This is a genomic window from Pseudomonas meliae (genome assembly GCF_001400515.1).
Classification (GTDB): Bacteria; Pseudomonadota; Gammaproteobacteria; order Pseudomonadales; family Pseudomonadaceae; genus Aquipseudomonas; species Aquipseudomonas amygdali.
Genome location: NZ_LJQT01000409.1, coordinates 23,949 through 41,103, shown reverse-complemented (window position 1 = coordinate 41,103; position 17,155 = coordinate 23,949). Strand labels below are relative to the sequence as shown.

At 57.4% G+C, this 17,155-nt stretch carries 19 protein-coding genes, 1 tRNA gene and 1 pseudogene; 11 read left to right on the top strand and 10 right to left on the bottom strand.

Going from position 1 to position 17,155, the window contains the following annotated elements; all coding sequences use genetic code 11:
* The 3 genes from ALO64_RS18840 to ALO64_RS18830 form a co-directional block, all read left to right on the top strand.
* Positions 1–720: SDR family oxidoreductase (locus ALO64_RS18840; protein ID WP_054991780.1), on the top strand; the 720-nt coding region annotated here is incomplete at its 5' end.
* A 218-nt stretch (positions 721–938) separates the two neighbouring features.
* Positions 939–1,334, top strand: a complete 396-nt coding sequence (locus ALO64_RS18835) for a low affinity iron permease family protein (RefSeq protein WP_005733403.1) — start codon at positions 939–941, stop codon at positions 1,332–1,334.
* A 43-nt stretch (positions 1,335–1,377) separates the two neighbouring features.
* Positions 1,378–2,808 carry an NAD-dependent succinate-semialdehyde dehydrogenase gene (locus ALO64_RS18830; protein ID WP_010215185.1) on the top strand — a complete coding sequence of 477 codons (1,431 nt, stop codon included), beginning with the start codon at positions 1,378–1,380 and terminating at the stop codon, positions 2,806–2,808.
* Positions 2,809–2,879: 71 nt separating this feature from the next.
* On the opposite strand, the gene pbpG is transcribed toward ALO64_RS18830, so the two are convergent.
* Positions 2,880–3,815 (bottom strand): D-alanyl-D-alanine endopeptidase, encoded by a 936-nt coding sequence (gene pbpG, locus ALO64_RS18825; protein WP_002553614.1) that lies wholly within the window; start codon positions 3,813–3,815, stop codon positions 2,880–2,882.
* Between the two features lie 267 nt (positions 3,816–4,082).
* Here pbpG and ALO64_RS18820 point away from each other — a divergent pair, with 267 nt between their 5' ends.
* On the top strand, positions 4,083–4,643 hold the full coding sequence (locus ALO64_RS18820) for a hypothetical protein (protein WP_005757910.1): 561 nt from the start codon (positions 4,083–4,085) through the stop codon (positions 4,641–4,643).
* A gap of 96 nt (positions 4,644–4,739) precedes the next feature.
* Here ALO64_RS18820 and ALO64_RS18815 read toward each other — a convergent pair whose 3' ends face one another.
* Together ALO64_RS18815 and ALO64_RS18810 are read right to left on the bottom strand one after the other, a co-directional pair.
* Entirely contained in the window at positions 4,740–4,922 is a 183-nt protein-coding gene (locus tag ALO64_RS18815) for a hypothetical protein (protein ID WP_005733406.1), read from the bottom strand.
* Between the two features lie 170 nt (positions 4,923–5,092).
* Positions 5,093–5,449 (bottom strand): hypothetical protein, encoded by a 357-nt coding sequence (locus ALO64_RS18810; protein WP_002553616.1) that lies wholly within the window; start codon positions 5,447–5,449, stop codon positions 5,093–5,095.
* Positions 5,450–5,659: 210 nt separating this feature from the next.
* On the opposite strand from ALO64_RS18810, the gene ALO64_RS18805 reads away from it, so the two are divergent.
* Positions 5,660–6,475, top strand: coding sequence for a shikimate 5-dehydrogenase (locus ALO64_RS18805; RefSeq protein ID WP_044344002.1), 816 nt, complete (start codon positions 5,660–5,662; stop codon positions 6,473–6,475).
* A gap of 40 nt (positions 6,476–6,515) precedes the next feature.
* Here ALO64_RS18805 and ALO64_RS18800 read toward each other — a convergent pair whose 3' ends face one another.
* Positions 6,516–7,178: a YceH family protein gene (locus ALO64_RS18800; RefSeq protein ID WP_044344001.1), complete on the bottom strand. Its 663-nt coding sequence runs from the start codon at positions 7,176–7,178 to the stop codon at positions 6,516–6,518.
* A 154-nt stretch (positions 7,179–7,332) separates the two neighbouring features.
* On the opposite strand from ALO64_RS18800, the gene ALO64_RS18795 reads away from it, so the two are divergent.
* Positions 7,333–7,842 (top strand): DUF1993 domain-containing protein, encoded by a 510-nt coding sequence (locus ALO64_RS18795; protein WP_002553619.1) that lies wholly within the window; start codon positions 7,333–7,335, stop codon positions 7,840–7,842.
* A gap of 210 nt (positions 7,843–8,052) precedes the next feature.
* On the top strand, positions 8,053–9,207 hold the full coding sequence (locus tag ALO64_RS18790; protein WP_005733407.1) for an MFS transporter: 1,155 nt from the start codon (positions 8,053–8,055) through the stop codon (positions 9,205–9,207).
* Here ALO64_RS18790 and nhaR read toward each other — a convergent pair.
* Positions 9,099–10,106 (bottom strand): transcriptional activator NhaR, encoded by a 1,008-nt coding sequence (gene nhaR / locus ALO64_RS18785; RefSeq protein WP_044344000.1) that lies wholly within the window; start codon positions 10,104–10,106, stop codon positions 9,099–9,101. The genes ALO64_RS18790 and nhaR overlap by 109 nt on opposite strands.
* Before the next feature lie 132 nt (positions 10,107–10,238).
* Between nhaR and ALO64_RS18780 the strand changes: the two genes are divergently transcribed.
* Together ALO64_RS18780 and ALO64_RS18775 are read left to right on the top strand one after the other, a co-directional pair.
* Complete coding sequence (locus tag ALO64_RS18780) at positions 10,239–10,475, top strand: hypothetical protein (protein ID WP_005757924.1); 237 nt, start codon at positions 10,239–10,241, stop codon at positions 10,473–10,475.
* A 43-nt stretch (positions 10,476–10,518) separates the two neighbouring features.
* Positions 10,519–11,277 carry a TerC family protein gene (locus ALO64_RS18775; protein ID WP_044343999.1) on the top strand — a complete coding sequence of 253 codons (759 nt, stop codon included), beginning with the start codon at positions 10,519–10,521 and terminating at the stop codon, positions 11,275–11,277.
* Positions 11,278–11,380: 103 nt separating this feature from the next.
* Here ALO64_RS18775 and ALO64_RS18770 read toward each other — a convergent pair whose 3' ends face one another.
* Entirely contained in the window at positions 11,381–11,563 is a 183-nt protein-coding gene (locus ALO64_RS18770; protein WP_005733412.1) for a hypothetical protein, read from the bottom strand.
* 219 nt (positions 11,564–11,782) lie between these two features.
* Between ALO64_RS18770 and ALO64_RS18765 the strand changes: the two genes are divergently transcribed.
* Complete coding sequence (locus tag ALO64_RS18765) at positions 11,783–12,478, top strand: peptidase C39 family protein (RefSeq protein ID WP_029241015.1); 696 nt, start codon at positions 11,783–11,785, stop codon at positions 12,476–12,478.
* A 66-nt stretch (positions 12,479–12,544) separates the two neighbouring features.
* On the opposite strand, the gene ALO64_RS18760 is transcribed toward ALO64_RS18765, so the two are convergent.
* Positions 12,545–13,828, bottom strand: a complete 1,284-nt coding sequence (locus ALO64_RS18760; protein WP_005733414.1) for an NAD(P)/FAD-dependent oxidoreductase — start codon at positions 13,826–13,828, stop codon at positions 12,545–12,547.
* Positions 13,829–14,009: 181 nt separating this feature from the next.
* On the opposite strand from ALO64_RS18760, the gene ALO64_RS18755 reads away from it, so the two are divergent.
* Positions 14,010–14,086: transfer RNA gene (locus ALO64_RS18755), tRNA-Val, on the top strand.
* 139 nt (positions 14,087–14,225) lie between these two features.
* On the opposite strand, the pseudogene ALO64_RS18750 reads toward ALO64_RS18755, so the two are convergent.
* From ALO64_RS18750 to ALO64_RS18740, 3 genes and pseudogenes are all read right to left on the bottom strand, one after another.
* Positions 14,226–15,232: pseudogene (locus tag ALO64_RS18750) on the bottom strand (SDR family oxidoreductase).
* 126 nt (positions 15,233–15,358) lie between these two features.
* Entirely contained in the window at positions 15,359–15,721 is a 363-nt protein-coding gene (locus tag ALO64_RS18745) for an NUDIX hydrolase (protein ID WP_005730063.1), read from the bottom strand.
* A gap of 318 nt (positions 15,722–16,039) precedes the next feature.
* Positions 16,040–17,116: an NAD(P)-dependent alcohol dehydrogenase gene (locus ALO64_RS18740; protein WP_044343998.1), complete on the bottom strand. Its 1,077-nt coding sequence runs from the start codon at positions 17,114–17,116 to the stop codon at positions 16,040–16,042.
* Positions 17,117–17,155 lie beyond the last annotated feature (39 nt).

Below are 17,155 nucleotides of genomic sequence, written 5' to 3'. Positions count from 1 at the left end.
TCTCCGAGAAACCCGGGGCGATTCAGTCGCGCTGTCGCCATAGCCTTTGCACGAGAAGGCGCGCAGGTTGCAATCTCGTACCTGAACGAGCATGAAGACGCGGAAGAAACCAAGCGCTGGGTCGAAGAGGCCGGCAGGAAGTGTCTGCTGTTGCCGGGTGATCTGGCCCAGAAGCAACAGTGCGAAGGCATTGTGAGCAAGACGGTGGCTGAATTTGGCCGTATCGATGTGCTGGTCAACAACGCCGCGTTCCAGATGAATCACGAGACGCTGGAAGAAATCTCCGACGAAGAGTGGGTCAAGACCTTCGATATCAACATCACTGCGATGTTTCGTATCTGCAAAGCCGCGGTCCCGCATATGCCGAGGGGTGGTTCGATCATCAACACCAGTTCGGTCAATTCGGACATGCCCAAACCGACGCTGCTGGCGTATGCGACCACCAAAGGCGCGATTGCCAATTTCACCGGTGGCCTGGCGCAGTTGCTGGGCGACAAGGGTATCCGCGTGAACAGCGTGGCCCCTGGCCCGATCTGGACGCCACTCATCCCGGCGACCATGACCGACGAAGACGTCAAAAGCTTCGGCAGCGAGACCCCGCTGGGCCGTCCAGGCCAGCCGGTGGAAGTTTCTCCCATCTACGTTTTGCTGGCCTCGGACGAAGCCAGTTACATTTCCGGCTCGCGCTATGCAGTGACGGGCGGCAAGCCGATCCTGTGAATTCATAGAACGTTTGTGCGGTTGAAGCGCTGCCCGGCGGGTGCCGTTTCTCCCGCATCAGGCGCGATGTATGGTCCGGTGCCACTGCGGATACACACCTTTCCGGGTTTGAATGGGCATTGAAGCCTGTCAGTAAGCTGAACGGATCCAACTGTTGCAAGAAATTTCAATGCGTTAGCGGTGTCCATGTAAGACATCCCGTGTTCAGGCAGTTGTTAATGAAGTTCTCCAGATTTTCCCAATCCCTTTCGAAATGGGCCGGCAGCCCGGCCACTTTTGCTTCAGCCGTCGTGCTTATTTGTCTCTGGGCATTCACCGGTCCGTGGTTTCATTACAACGATACCTGGCAGTTGATCATCAATACGTCGACTACCATCATTACCTTCCTTATGGTGTTCTTGATCCAGAACACGCAGAACCGTGACAACGATGTCCTGCACCTGAAAGTCGACGAGCTGTTGCGCGTCACCAAGGATGCGCAGAACTCGTTGCTGAACCTCGACGGCCTCACGCAGAAGGACCTCAGGGCCCTGCGCAAGAAATACGAAGCCATGGGCGGCGAGCACGACATCGAGGCCCCTTTGCCAATGGCTGGTGCCGAGCAGCGAGTCTGATCGCTCAGTAACGCCGTTTTTTCAATTACCTATGGAGATTTTCATGTATCCAGACGTACAGCTTTATATCGATGGCCAATGGCGCGCGAGCCGCGATGGACGTTCCATTCCGGTCATAGACCCTGCAACCGGCCAGTCGCTGGGCAGTGTGGCACATGCCGGTATCACCGACCTTGACGAAGCCCTGGCGGCCGCCGAGCGTGGCTTTGCCACCTGGCGCGCCACCTCGGCCTATGATCGCTACAAGCTGATGCAGAAAGCCGCGAACCTGATTCGCGAGCGTGCCGACAACATTGCCCGGATCATGACCCAGGAGCAGGGCAAGCCCTTGGCCGAGGCGCGGATGGAAACCCTTTCTGCCGCTGATGTCATCGACTGGCTGGCCGAGGAAGGACGTCGCAGCTATGGCCGTATCGTGCCTTCGCGTGGCGTGGCCATTGAGCAGAAGGTCGTCAAGGAGCCGGTCGGTCCTGTTGCGGCGTTCACACCGTGGAATTTTCCGATCAATCAGGTGGTGCGCAAGTTGTCGTCTGCACTGGCAGCCGGGTGCTCGATCATCGTCAAGGCTCCGGAAGAAACTCCGGCGTCGCCTGCCGAGCTGATTCGGGCGTTTGCCGATGCCGGTGTTCCGGCAGGCGTGATTGGTCTGGTCTACGGTGATCCGGCTGAAATCTCTGGCTACCTGATCCCGCATCCGGTGATTCGCAAGGTCACGTTTACCGGTTCGACACCGGTCGGCAAGCAACTGGCTGCGCTCGCCGGAAAACATATGAAGCGGGCAACCATGGAGCTGGGTGGTCATGCGCCGGCGCTGGTGTTCGATGACGCTGATATCGACCTTGCTGCGCGCGTGCTGGCCACCGCGAAGTTCCGCAATGCCGGACAGGTCTGCGTATCGCCGACGCGGATTCTGGTGCAACGCAAGGTGCTGGATGCGTTCACCGAGAGATTTGTGGGCCTGACCCGCGAGATCAAGGTGGGCAACGGTCTGGAGGCGGGCACCACCATGGGGCCGGTAGCCAACGAGCGACGTATTCCTGCGCTGGTCGATCTGATCGAAGACGCTGTGCGTGGCGGTGCAACCCTGTCTGCCGGAGGCAAGGCTGTCGAGGGGGCGGGCTATTTCTTCGAGCCAACCGTATTGAGTGGCCTGACACCGCAAATGCGCATCATGAACGAAGAACCTTTCGGGCCGGTTGCGCTGCTGGTGCCGTTCGACACAGTGGAAGAGGCGATTGCCGAATCCAACCGGGTGCCGTTCGGGCTGGCGTCCTATGCGTTCACGACCTCGATGAAGACCGCTCAGGCGCTGAGTACTTACATTGAGGCGGGCATGCTGTCGATCAACCATCAGGGCATCGGCTTGCCGGAAGTCCCGTTCGGTGGGATCAAGGATTCCGGTTACGGTTCCGAAGGCGGCACCGAGGCCATTGAGGCTTACCTGAACACCAAGCTGGTCACTCAGTACAACTGAGTGCGCAACGGGTAAATAAAAACGGTCGCGATGTGCAAGCATCGCGACCGTTTTTTTGGCGCACGTACCCGTCAGTCTTTGGCTTGAATACCGGTCTGTCTCATGACCAGATTCTTTTCTTTCTTGTACTGCAGGGCAACTTCAGGTGCCGGGCCGCTCTGGCCGGTTTCCATCCACTTGCGTATACGGCTGGCGTCAGCGAAGTGGGTGTACTTGCCGAAAGCATCGAGAATAACCACGGAAACCGGACGGTTGGCCATGCTGGTCAGCAGCACAAGGCAGTGGCCGGCCTGATTGGTAAAGCCGGTTTTGGTCAGTTTGATATCCCAGTTGTCCTTGCGCACCAGGTGGTCGGTATTGCTGAAACCCAGGGTGTAGGTCGGTTTGCGGAACGTCACCGTCTTTTGCTCGGTGGTGCTCAGTTCACTGAGCATCGGGTATTTGCGTGCCGCCATCACCAGCTTGGTGAGGTCGCGTGCGGTGGATACGTTGTAAACCGACAGGCCGGTAGGTTCGACATAGGCGGTATGTTTCATGCCCAGTGCCTTGGCCTTGGCATTCATCGCCAGAATGAACGCGGGATAACCACCGGGATAGCTGTGCGCCAGGCTCGCCGCAGCGCGGTTTTCCGACGACATCAGGGTGATCAGCAACATGTCGCGGCGGTTCATTTCGCTGCCGAGTTTGACCCGGGAGAAGACACCTTTCATTTCCGGGGTCTGGGAGATATTGACCGGTATGACTTCGTCCATCGATTGTTTGGCATCAAGGACTACCATCGCGGTCATCAGTTTGGTGACCGAGGCAATTGGCACAATCACGTCCGGGTTGCTGGAGTACAGGACCTTGTCCGTTTGCAGGTCGATGACCATTGCGCTGCCTGAGGCGAGGTGCAGATTGGAAGGATCACGATTCAGAACAGCGGATTCGTTTGCCAGCGTGGTAGTGGAAAGCGCCGGGCCGGTAAGTACAAATAATAGGCCCAGAAGAGACAGACGAATTTTCAAGAGCAAGGCTCACTCGATAAAAGTGGTAATGGAAGGGATCGCGTCAAAACGCTGCATTTTATGAGCAGACTTTGCGGTATGTCGATGGGTGTCGTAGGGCGTTTCATTAATAAATGCAGGAAACGGGATTTCGTTAAGTTGCGGTTAAGTGGCTTTTTGCTCTCAAACCTGTTTAAAACCGAACCACAGTTGAATAGTCGTGGTGTGAAAGGCCTGCACCGATTAGCATTCCATGCCATTCAGGTCACCGATTCAAGGAGTCATGCAATGCTCAAGGGGTTTGTCAGCAAGGATTACGCAGTATTGGTGATCATCGCTTCGCTGGTTGTCATCCTGCTGCTGGGTGTCGGCTTTACATCACGCCCCAGTGACTGGGCAGGCTGGATGCAGGCCATTGGCCTGATCGTCGGTTTGATGGTTGCCGTGGCTGTACCCGCCATTCAGCGCAAGCAGGAAGCGGAGCAGGCGCGCAAGCAGGTACGTGACCGTGAAGTTGGCTACGCACGGCGCATGCAGTATCTGTGTGGCGAGCTAAGCGAATTGCAGGGCCGTATCAGTCTCAACCTGACGCACCTACGCGCCACTGACCGGCACAGCTTGAAATACACATTGCAGGACTACCTGCATCGCCTGTTCGAGTCTCACAAACAGGACCTGAACGATGATCGCGTGGTGCTGGCTCACGAGTTGCGTCAGGTTGCCAATGACCTGATCGATGAACTCGACAGTGGTCGGACCGACCGTGTGGTGTTCATGGCACTGGAAAAGCGCCTGCAGAAGCTGGCGCATCGTTGTCAGGTCAATGCCGCTATGGCCGAGCGCGGCTGAGGCGGATCGTCTGCTTTCCCTGGCTCAAAAAAAGCCCGCCTTCAAAGAGGCGGGCAAGGGGATGTGCGGAGCAACGCACGAGGTTCGCAGAAAAAATCAGCTGTTGAGGGGCTGGCACTGCATTCGCCGGGACAACTCTTCGGCGACAGGCAAAGACGCCAGAGGGCCGCTGACCGGCTCGCCATCCTGAATCAGGTACCAGCAGGCCAGCAGACCTCGCTCTCTGAGCGGCGCTGGAACTGCACTGCCGACGACGGACATGATGTGTACCTTGGTCATAACTGCCTCCTCAATCCATGCCGCTACTGTAGTGGCCGATCGGGAAAGGTAGAAATCGACAGTCTCAATAGTGGTCATTGATAGCAACGAGGGTCGGGCACATTGCATCGGCAGGCGATAGTGTGAGCACACCAATGAAAAACCCGCCTGAAGANNGGGTTTTTTTTTGGTTACCAGCGGCCGCGTGGCGGGCCGTAGTAATAGCCCGGGCCTGGTGGTGGCCCGTAGCGATGGTAGTAGCCTGGCGGTGGAGGCGGTGGGTAGCGCTCGACAACCTGGTAGACCGGGGCCGGCTGATAATAGACCGGTGGTGGTGCGTAGTAGACCGGCTGTTGTTGCACATAAACCGGCTCGCGCTCTACGTACACGGTTCTATCGCGACTTGAAGATACCGCCGCCCCGACAACGGCAGCGCCTACGATAGCACCTACCACGGCAGGGCCACCCCAGCCACGGTCAGCATTCGCCTGGCCAGCAAGGGCCAGGGCACCTACAAACAAGGCGATCTTGGGGATTTGACGAATCATGATTGTTCCTCGCTCTCAACCCGTTGTCGCGCGCCTGCATCACTCTCAAGCACTGCCACGGGATAACACTATGACATCGAAATTGTAAGAATCTGCGAAAGTGCTGAGTAAATTTTATGTAAGGTGTGCGGCGCGTGTCCTCGCGTTCACTGGTGCGTAGCATACGCTTTTATCGAATATTCAAGCCATTACCGTCTGGAGGAAACCCGTATGCCCATTACTGCAAACAGAGACACATTGTTGTGCATGTCCATGGCCGCCCGTCCCGGCAACTTTGGCGTGCGTTTCCACAATCATCTTTATCAGCAGTTGGGCCTTAACTTCTATTACAAGACCTTCTCACCCAATGATCTTGCCGCTGCCGTGGCGGGCATTCGGTCGCTGGGGATACGTGGCAGTGCGGTTTCGATGCCGTTCAAGGAAGCCTGCATTGAACTGGTCGACGAACTTGATGCTTCCGCCGCCGCCATCCAGTCGATCAATACCATCGTCAACACCGACGGGCATTTGAAGGCGTTCAACACGGATTACATCGCGGTTGCGCAGCTCATGGAGAGCCACGCCGTCCCTCGTAGCGCATTTGCCCTGCGCGGCAGCGGGGGCATGGCCAAGGCGGTTGCGTTCGCGTTGCGCGATGCGGGTTTCACCGATGGCCTGATCGTGGCCCGCAACGAGCAGGCCGGTCGACGCCTGGCCGAGGCGTGTGGCTTTCGCTGGCAGGCGGAGCTGGGAAGCGTGCGACCACCTTTACTGGTCAACGTCACGCCGCTAGGCATGCAAGGTGCCCAGGCTGACGAGTTATCGTTTGACTTGCAGGCCATCGATGCGGCCGAGACGATCTTCGATGTGGTGGCCACCCCGGCCGAAACGCCGCTGATCCAGGCTGCACGTCGCCTGGGCAAGCGCGTCGTGAGCGGCGATGAAGTCGCGGCGATCCAGGCACTGGAACAGTTTGTGCTGTATACCGGCGTCCGCCCGACCGATGAGCAGTATCAACAGGCTGCGGCGTTCGCCAGGGCTGTATAGCCTTAGCCTGCGCGCCGGGCCGGACGGGGAACGCCGGGCATCACTCCAGTCTGGCAAGGCGCTCTTCAAGGGCAGCGACGCGCGCTTCCAGCTCATCAAGACGCTGGCTGGCAGCCGGGTTTGCCGCACTACGCTCAGGCGCGTGTTGTCGGGCTGCAAGCAGCTCTTGCAGATCATCCGGGTCGCCCAGCAGGTGCATGTAACGATCTTCCCGTTGACCGGGCTGGCGGGGTACGAGCATCGCCAGGCCTCTGGCGATGAGCCGTTCCAGTTGATGGATGAGTTGCTCGCTGTCCTCGAAATCGTGCATACGGTGACTGCGCGTGAGCAGTTCGCTGACGGTTTGCGGGCCGCGCAGCAGCAACAGGCCGGTCAGTATCACCTGCGCGGGGACCAGCTCAACGGCCTTGTCGACCCGGTGCTCCCAGCGATCAGCGCGACTGCCCATCACCAGACGCGTCAGGCCTCGACCCTCAAGAGCGCGCAGGCTCTGCCCGACCTGGCCCGGAGTCAGACTCATGACCGGATCGCGACTGGTCTTCTGGTTGCAGGCAAGTACCAGTGCATTAAGGGTCAGCGGGTAGGTTTCTGGGTTGGTCGCCTGTTTCTCGATCAGGCAGCCCAGAACACGCACTTCAGAGCTGTTGAGGTGCAGGGCGTCGGCATTCGGGGAGGATTCGGAGGAGGACGATTCAATGGACATGACGCTTCCCTGAGTGATGGCGGTGGATCAGCGTAGGGCGTGGCGCACATTATTGCCAGTGTCTGTTGCACTGATCTGCAGGGTCGCTGAAAAGTGTCACGGTGTTTGCCGTCAGGTGGGTCTATAATTGCGCCTTTCTCAATCAGGATATGTCATGTCTATTTCCCTGTACGCCGCTTCCATTCCTGTCTTCCAGCAAATGCTCAATGCGCTGAGCGATGTTCTGACCAAGGCCGAAGCCTACGCGACCGAGAAGAAAATCCAGCCGCCAGCACTGCTGCAGGCGCGTCTGTTCCCGGACATGTTGCCTTTTACCCGTCAGGTGCAGATTGCCGTCGATTTTGCCAAGGGTGCTTCGGCCCGCCTGGCAGGCGTCGAGATCCCGCAATACGATGACACCGAAACCACCTTTGCCGAACTGCAGGCACTGCTTGCCAAGACGCTTGCGTTCATCGGCAGCATCACTCCCGAACAGGTCGACGGCAAGGAGGGTATCGAAATCGTCCTGCGCCCCGGCACTGAAAAGGAAAAGCGTCTGAACGGTCAGGCTTATCTGCTCAGCTACGCCTTGCCGCAGTTCTTCTTCCACGTCACCACCGCTTACGACCTGCTGCGCCATAACGGCGTTGAAATCGGCAAGCGCGACTTCATGGGCAAGTTCTGATTCTGAAACATGCGGGGCTGAAGCCTCGCTGATGTTCTCGTCCCTCGCCGTTATGCGCAAATCCAACTGACTATCGTGCCAATGCTCCGCATTGGCATGCATTGGCTGACGCAGAGCGTCACGAAATGCATTACCACGCGGAGCGTGGCAACGAGAGTTGTTGGGGTGTCAGCCCTGTTTTTCGGGCTGTAGTGTTGTTCTGGAGTATTCATGTTGTTGCCCATACTTCTGTTGTCGGCCGCCGGTTTTACCGTGCTGACCACAGAATTCGTCATTGTCGGTCTTTTGCCTGCGGTTGCCCGCGATCTGGATGTCACGGTTTCGCAAGCGGGGCTGCTGGTCACCCTGTTCGCATTCACGGTTGCAGCGTTCGGTCCTTTTCTGACTGCTTATTTCTCGCGTTTCGAGCGCAAGCGTCTGTTCATCAGCATTCTTGTGCTATTCGGCTTTTCAAATCTACTGGCAGCGCTGGCACCCAATATTGCCGTGATGGGGCTGGCGCGGCTGATTCCTGCGTTGGGGCTGCCGGTATTCTGGGCGCTGGCCAGTGAAACCGCCGTGGACATCGTCGGGCCGCAGTTCGCTGGCAGGGCGATTGCCAGAATCGGTTTCGGCATCGTTTGCGCCACGGTGTTCGGCATTCCCATAGGTACTTTGATTTCCGATGCTTTCGGCTGGCGCAGTGCGTTTCTGGTGCTCGCCGGTCTGGCATTTGCCAAGGCTCTATTGCTGGCGGTCTATCTGCCACGGACCGCGGCGAAGAAAAATCCGGTGTCGATCCTCAACCAGTTCGGTATTTTGCGCAGCCGGATGATGCAGGGGCATGTGCTGCTGTCGGTACTGGTATTCAGCGGCATGTTCACCGCCTACACCTATCTGGCGGACATGCTGGAGCGTCTCGCCGGGTTCGATGGCAGCCTGGTGGGCTGGTGCCTGATGGGGTTTGGCGCGGTCGGCTTGCTCGGCAACTCGCTGGGCGGGCGCATGGTTGACCGGCATCCGCTGATTGCCAGCCTGGTATTCTGCGCCTTCATGGTGGTCGGCATGGTCGCTGTGGTGCCCAGCATCCACTCGGTGTTCGCCTTGCCAGTCGCGCTGGCAATATGGGGTATCACCCAGGCCGCCTTGTTTCTGGTCAGTCATGTCCGGTTGATCAAGGCCGCACCGCAAGCACCTGCGTTCGCGGCGTCGCTTAACATCGCCGGAGCGAATCTTGGCATCGGGATTGGTGCGATGATCGGCGGCAGGGTCATCGATCATCTCGGTCTGGGGAACGTCGGTTTCGCTGCCGCTGGCATTATCGTGGTTGCGATTGTGCTGGCAGTGCTGTTGATCAGACGTGATTCCGGCCCGCTTGCAGCCTGACTTGCGTCGGTAAACAACTGGTTTCGTGCGCTTTCGGCGATGGCGACAACGCCAGGGTGTTTGACCTTGCGCTCTACGGTGATGGCGTAGAAGGATTCGGTCACCGCATCAGTGTGGCCTATCAGTTGTACGCCATACTGGCTCTGCACCTCATCGGCGATGACGCTGGGTGCAACAAAGACACCGCTGCCGGATTTGCCAAACGCCTTCATCAGCGCACTGTCATCGAACTCGCCGATGATGCGCGGCTGGATGCTCTGTTCGGCAAACCAGCGCATCAGCCGGCCGCGAACGACGGTTTCCTGGCCTGGAATCAGCAGCGGCGCACCGTGCATGCACTGCGGAAAGCCACTCCCGATACGTTCTGCCACTTCACGGGTCGCAAAAAAGCTGACCCCGCATCCTCCCAGTTTCTGGCTGTAGCCCTTGATATCCAGGTGCTGCGGCATGGGGCTGTCCGAGATCACCAGGTCCAGACGCTGGATTGCCAGGTCTGCCAGCAGCCTTTCCAGTTTGTCTTCCCGGCAGGTGATGCGAATGGACTCGCTGAGGTTCATGGTCGGGGCAATCAACCGGTACACGATGGACTTGGGCACCACATCAGCTACTCCGATGCGCAACAGCAGTTGCTGTTCATCGGGCTGCGAGCGCAGCAGGTTTTCCAGATCATTGCCCAACTGAAACATCTGTTCGGCGTAAGGCAGGGCCAGGCGACCCGCTTCAGTCATTTCCAGTTGTCGGCCTACGCGCTGGAACAGATCGACACCCAGTGACGCCTCCAGCAGGCTTATCTGTCCGCTGACGGTCTGCGCGGTGAGATTCAACTGCTCGCAGGCGCGCACGATGCTCCCGGTTTTGGCTACTACCCAGAAATAGTGAAGCTGACGGTAATTGAGCATGATCTCTGCCGATTCGGTAAAACCGAAGTATAAGCCTTATAAAATCGAATTTTCCGTATGTTTCAAAATGTCTAGAATCTGCTTCCAACGCCTGGCTGAACACGCCGCCCAGCCTTGCTTAACGAGGAAGCCATGAATAAAACCCTTTACGCTGCGCTGCTGGGCTGCTCGCTGCTGGTAATGGCAGGATGCGATCAGATAGAGTCATCCACCAAGCATGTGGTGAATGCAGCAGCCGACACTGCAAAACAGGCGATTGACGAAACACATCAAGCCGCAACCAAGGCCATTGATGAGGCAAAACAGGAACTTTCGGTGCAGCAGCCACCACAAAGCTCGGCTGAAACCGAAAATACGACCGATAAATAAATCTGACTTACAACTAATATTGGCTCAGGCAGGGCAGTGATCTATGGAATACCTATTGGAATTCGCAACAAGTCCGGCAGCCTGGATCGCGCTGGCAACACTGGTGGTCATGGAAGTCGTACTGGGTATCGATAACCTGATCTTCATCTCGATCATCACCAACAAGCTCCCTGAGCACCAACGAGAAAAGGCCCGCAAACTGGGTATCGGTATGGCGCTGGTGATGCGCCTTGGCTTGCTCAGCACCGTGGCGTACATCGTGCAATTGACAGAGCCGGTATTCGAGGTATTCGGCCAGGCGTTCTCGTGGAAGGACATGATTCTGATCGCTGGTGGCCTGTTCCTGGTCTGGAAAGCGACGACGGAAATTCACCACAGCATGGACGTCAAGACCGAAGAAGAGAAAGCCCTGGGTTCGGTCGTGGCATTGAGCATGAGCGCGGCCATCGTGCAGATCCTGATGCTGGATCTGGTGTTCTCCATCGACAGTATCATCACTGCCGTGGGCATGACCGAACACTTGCCTATTATGGTCATTGCTGTAATTACTGCCGTCGTCGTGATGCTTGTTGCTGCTAACCCGCTGGCGAAGTTCATCAACGATAACCCGACGGTGGTCATGCTGGCCCTGGGCTTCCTGATCATGATCGGTATGACGCTGATCGCCGAAGGCTTTGGCGCTCATGTACCCAAGGGCTACATCTACGCTGCCATGACCTTCTCGGCAGCCATTGAAGGCCTGAACATGCTGGTACGCAGAGCAAGACGCAAAAAGGCTGCTGCTCAGGTGTCCGCGCACTGATAGCAGGCCAGGCTGAAAAAAGGTCGACCCGGGTAACCGNNCTCGGGTCGACCTTTTTGCATTTCCACTGCCGACAACTTTATTCGAGCGGCACAACGAACTATCAGCTGGCCACAGCAGCGGGTACTTTGACAGCCTTTACCAGGTTCGGCCGTTTTACCGCAGGTGGCGCTGCACTGTGCGGCTGGTGATGGCGACGGGATATGCGCATTACGCCCCACAGCATGGCACTGGCTACAGCAAGCCACGAAGCGAGCAGCATCACGATTGTCAGTTCCAGGCTCATAAGTGCCTCCACATTCCTGCTTTTGTTGCGGTCTTGATAACTGACAGTCTAGTACGGGGCATGTTTCGGTTAATTGACCAGTGGCGCAGGGCTATGAACTATTTTCTCCATTCGGCCCGATAAGCCGCAGTGCCTGACTATACCCTGAACCCCCAGAGCTCTATGATCGGTGTCCAGGCCGGGTCGTGGGTTGCCCGGCATCAGTTGAAGCGAGTGAACATCTTGTCGGTCTCTTTCTATTCCGGTACTGCCGGTGCATTACGTTCATGGCTGGTTTTAGCCTTGCTCATGGGTCTTGTCGGCTGTTCTTCAATGGTCACGCCCGAGATGAAACGCCTTCCGGACCGGGTCGAACTGACGTCGGTGCCGTTCTTCCGTGGGAACGCCTACCAGAGCGGACCAATGGTGCTGGCAAGCATGCTGGCCAACCAACAGGTGCAGACCACGCCCGGCTTGCTCGACAAGCCGCTGCAACTGCCAGGTGCCGAAGACCGGCTCGAACAGAATATGCAGAAGGTTGCGCGGGAATACGGGTTCATGGTCTATCCGCTTGATGGTCAATTACACGACCTGCTGACTCAAGTGTCGGCGGGCTATCCGGTCATGCTGCGCTTTTCCCAGGGCTCTGCACTGTGGAAGAGCCCACGTTATGCCGTGTTGATTGGTTACAACCGGGTAAAGGAGACGGTGTTGTTGAATGCAGGCATGGATCGTCGCTATTCAATGAGTTTCAGCCGCTTCACATCGGCGTGGAAAGAGGCCGGCAGTTGGGCGGTGCTGGTTCAGTCGCCCCGGCAGCTGCCCGCCAACGTCGATCAGCAGCGCTGGTTGCAGGCCGCTGAAGCTTTATCGAAATCCGGACAGGAGCAGGCGGCGGGCGAGGCGAAACGAACGCTGGCACGCGGCGTTAAATGAAATAAACGCGGCACAAACAAAAACGGCACCGATAAGGTNCAAGGTGCCGTTTTACTGTCAGCGAACTTAAAAACCCAACCTGTCACGCAGGCTGTAATACCAGGCGCCCAACGCAGTAAGCGGGGTGCGCAGCATCTGCCCGCCAGGGAAAGGATAGTGGGGCAGGTCGGCGAACGCATCAAAGCGCTCTGCCTGACCGCGCAACGCCTCGGCCAGTACCTTGCCCGCCAGATGCGTATAAGTCACGCCGTGTCCGCTGCAACCCTGTGAGTAATAGATGTTGTCGCCAAGCCTGCCAACCTGAGGCAGGCGAGACAGTGTCAGCAGAAAGTTGCCGGTCCATGCGTAGTCGACCTTCACATCCTTGAGCTGTGGAAACGCCTTGAGCATCTTCGGCCGGATAATGGCTTCGATGTTGGCGGGATCTCTGGCACCGTAGACCACGCCGCCGCCGAAGATCAGGCGCTTGTCGGCGCTGAGGCGGTAGTAATCCAGCAGGTAATTGCAGTCCTCGACGCAGTAATCCTGCGGCAGAAGTGTTTTGGCCAGTTCATCGCTCAGCGGCTCTGTGGTGATCACTTGAGTGCCACAAGGCATCGACTTGGCAGCCAGCTCCGGAACCAGATTGCCCAGATAGGCGTTGCCGGCCACGATGATGAATTTCGCACGGACCTTGCCTTGCGCAGTATGAACTACAGTGTTGGCACCGCGCTCGATGCGAATGGCCGCCGACTGCTCGTAAATCGTGCCGCCCAGGGTTTCGACCGCAGCCGCTTCACCCAGCGCCAGATTGAGCGGGTGAATATGGCCGCCGGTCATGTCCAGCAGCCCGCCGATGTATTGATCACAGGCAACGACTTCGTTGATCCGGCGCTTGTCCATCAGCTCAAGGCCGGTGTGGCCGTAACGCTCCCACAGTCGTTGTTGGGCTTCCAGATGCGCCAGTTGCTTGCCTGTCAGCGCTGCAAATACACCGCCATCCTTCAGGTCGCACTGAATACCGTAGCGGGAAACCCGATCGCGAATGATGGATGCGCCCTCAAAGGCCATCTGCCCCAGCAACTGCGCCTGGTTTGGCCCGACGGTTCGCTCGATCACATCAATGTCACGGCTGTAGCTATTGACGATCTGCCCACCATTACGCCCAGACGCGCCAAAGCCGACTTTTGCCGCTTCCAGCACCGTGACCCGGAATCCATTCTCCAGCAGGAACAGCGCACTCGACAGGCCTGTATAGCCAGCGCCGATGACGCACACGTCGGTCTCGACTTCACCCTGCAACGCCGGGCGTTCCGGGGCTGCATTGGCTGAAGCGGCATAGTAGGACTGCGGATAGGGCGTATTTGCCATCCTGAGACTCCGTTTAATATTCTTGACGATGTGGCGATCGTACCCGAGAACCAAAAGCTCTGCCAGCAACAGGCAAAAAGAGTCACTTCCCGTCAACGGGTAAAAAACGCTGTAATTCATAGGCTTAGAGAAAAAATAGGTTGACAGGTATCTGGATATCCGTAGAATGACGACCCACAGCAGGCACGTAGCTCAGTTGGTTAGAGCACCACCTTGACATGGTGGGGGTCGTTGGTTCGAGTCCAATCGCGCCTACCAAACAAAATCCGCTCTGCTGGGCGGTAAAAAAAGAGTCAACCNNAGGTTGACCCTTTTTTGTTGCGTGTTTTTCGTCGTGTTTCCGTGGTGTGAGCCCGATGTTCCGGGCTTCAGTATAGGCTGGCAGGGGCACGCTACCTCAGGGAATCAGTCGGTCACGGCGCAGCTTTTCAAATACCTCGAAAAACGCATCGTCACTCGCCTGGAACGCCGCAAAGCCCAGTTTACGACTCTTCGACATATCCGTAACCACTTCGATCGGACGGCCCAGGTCGGCGTCAGTGTGCCATGGCGAAATCAGGCGGTTGATATCACCTTCCTTGAGTTGATGCTCGCGGACAATATCGGTCCAGGCTGCCTGATCATCGGCCATTTGCGTTTCCAGCGGCGCAGGCTGGATCGGGAACTGGGCTGGCTGCAGGCCGAAGTACCCGGCGATCTGCCCCCACATCCAGCTCCAGCGGAATACGTCGCCATTGGTGATGTTGAACGCCTGATTGGCCGCAGCTGGTGTCGTGGCGGCCCACAGTTGCTGATGGGCCAGCTGACGTGCATCGGTCATGTCGGTCAGGCTGTCCCACTGCACACGTGAGCCCGGGAACACGAAAGGTCGGCCGGTTGCCTTGCAGATCGAGGCATAGACGGCGAGGGTGGTAGCCATGTTCATCGCGTTGCCGACGGCGACACCTGTCACGGTGTGCGGGCGATGGACGCTCCAGGTAAAACCGTCTTTCTCGGCGGCAGCGAAGACTTCATCTTCCTGCGCGTAATAGAAGTTCTCGATATCCAGGCGCGCTTGCGTTTCCCTGAACGGCGTTTGTGGCAGCGTGCCTTTGCCATAGGCTTCGAACGGGCCAAGGTAGTGTTTGAGCCCGGTGACCAGCGCAACGTGTTTCACACTGCCAGCGGGCCGTACAGCATCCATGACATTGCGCACCATCGAAGCATTGACGCGGATGTTCTCTGCTTCAGTGGCCTGACGCGACCATGTGGTGATGAAAACGTGGGTGGGCTTCAAATCAGCCAGGGCCGCACTGACGGACTCCGGGAGAGGGCGGCAACCTGCCAATCGTTTTCCAGTAACAACTGTGTGATTGCACTGCCGACAATGCCACTTGCGCCAACAACCAGGGCGGTCTGAGTCATAGGGGATCTCCTGAGACGGGGATGAAGGTAATAAACCGTCTGCTCTCTCAGAACAGCTTCAGGCCTGACCGTTCAACCCGATCTGGCTGATCACCTTTGGCGTTGCGCCAGATGCTCGAAATGCTCTCAGGCCCGCTGGGCATATGACTTGACGATGGTCTTGGTCGCACTGCTGGCCTTCAAGTCTGCGAGTTTCTTCGGAGCCAGCCATTTGCAAGCGGCAATCTCATTCTGTGGCGAAGGCTCGCTTGAGGTCGGGACCTGCGTAGTGAACACGTAGTGAGTAACCTGATCTTTCTCATAAACCTCGAGATAGAGCAGATCAAGATTTTTCAGGCCTGTTTCCTCGCACAATTCACGCATGGCGGCCTGAGCAGGCGTTTCACCAGCCTCGATCTTGCCACCAGGCAATGCCCAGCGCGATTTTGGTTTGCGCACGTAGAGGACCTGGCCGTCGCGTTTGCAGATGACTGTCGCTCGTTGTTTCATGATTTGTTCACCTGTTAAAACGTCCGTTGACATGAGTATCTGCAAGGACTTCGTGAACTTGAGACCCAAAGGCAGTCAATGATAGTCACTAAAATGTAATAAATAGTTCATTTTTCTGGCCAGGACAAGCTCACGCCAGCATGAAGCAGGGTGGGCCAGGCGCAAGTGCGGGCTTCAAGCCGTTGCCGACACTTACAGTGAGTATGAGTATCAGTGGGTTATTGTCTGTAGTCAGTTCATGCCTTGCGACGTACGGCATGTCTAGTGCGCGCCGCCATCCATGGCAGCGCCAGGCTCTTCAGGTGCATTCAGCCCGCATCATGCGGCGTTTGAGTCAGCAGGAATTTCCTGCTTGAGGCTGGCCATGTCGATGACGAAACGATATTTCACGTCGCCTTTGAGCATCCGCTCATAAGCCTCGTTGATGTCCTGCATGGCGATCATTTCAATGTCTGAAACGATGCCGTGTTCGGCGCAGAAATCCAGCATTTCCTGGGTTTCCTGAATGCCGCCGATCAACGAGCCTGCCAGACTGCGGCGTTTGAAGATCAAATTGAAGACTGCCGGAGACGGGTGCGGCTCTGCCGGTGCGCCGACCAGCGTCATGGTGCCGTCACGCTTGAGAAGGGACAGAAATGCATCCACATCATGCGGTGCTGCGACTGTATTGAGGATGAAATCCAGGCTATTGGCCTGGGCTGCCATCTGTGCAGCATCTTTGGATACAACAACTTCGTCGGCACCCAGCCGCAAGCCATCTTCACGCTTGTCGGGCGATGTCGTGAACAGCACCACATGAGCGCCCATGGCGTGCGCGATCTTGACGCCCATGTGGCCGAGCCCTCCGAGCCCGACAATGCCCACTTTTTTGCCCGGGCCGACCTTCCAGTGGCGCAATGGCGAGTACGTGGTGATACCTGCGCACAACAGCGGCGCGACGGCGGCCAGATTGGCGTCGTGAGAGATGCGCAGGACGAACTTCTCCTTGACCACGATCTTGTCGGAGTAGCCGCCGAAGGTGTTCTCGCCGCCAAATACCGGGCCGTTGTAGGTACCTGTGAAGCCGCTCTCGCAATACTGCTCGTCACCCTCTGCGCAGGGTGTACATTGCTGGCAACTGTCGACCATGCAGCCGACACCCGCGAGGTCGCCGACCTTGAAATGTTTGACGTCTGCACCGACTGCCGTTACCCGGCCAACGATTTCGTGGCCCGGAACCGAAGGATAGAGTGTGTTGTGCCACTCATTGCGTGCGGTATGCAGGTCCGAGTGACAAACGCCGCAGTAGAGAATGTCGATCTGAACGTCTTCGGCACCGGGTGAGCGGCGTTCGAACTGATATGGTTTGAGCACTTCCTGAGCAGACTGCGCTGCGTAACTGTAAGTCTTGACCATGACTGTCACCTGTTCAGTGGGGGAAGAATATGTAACGCC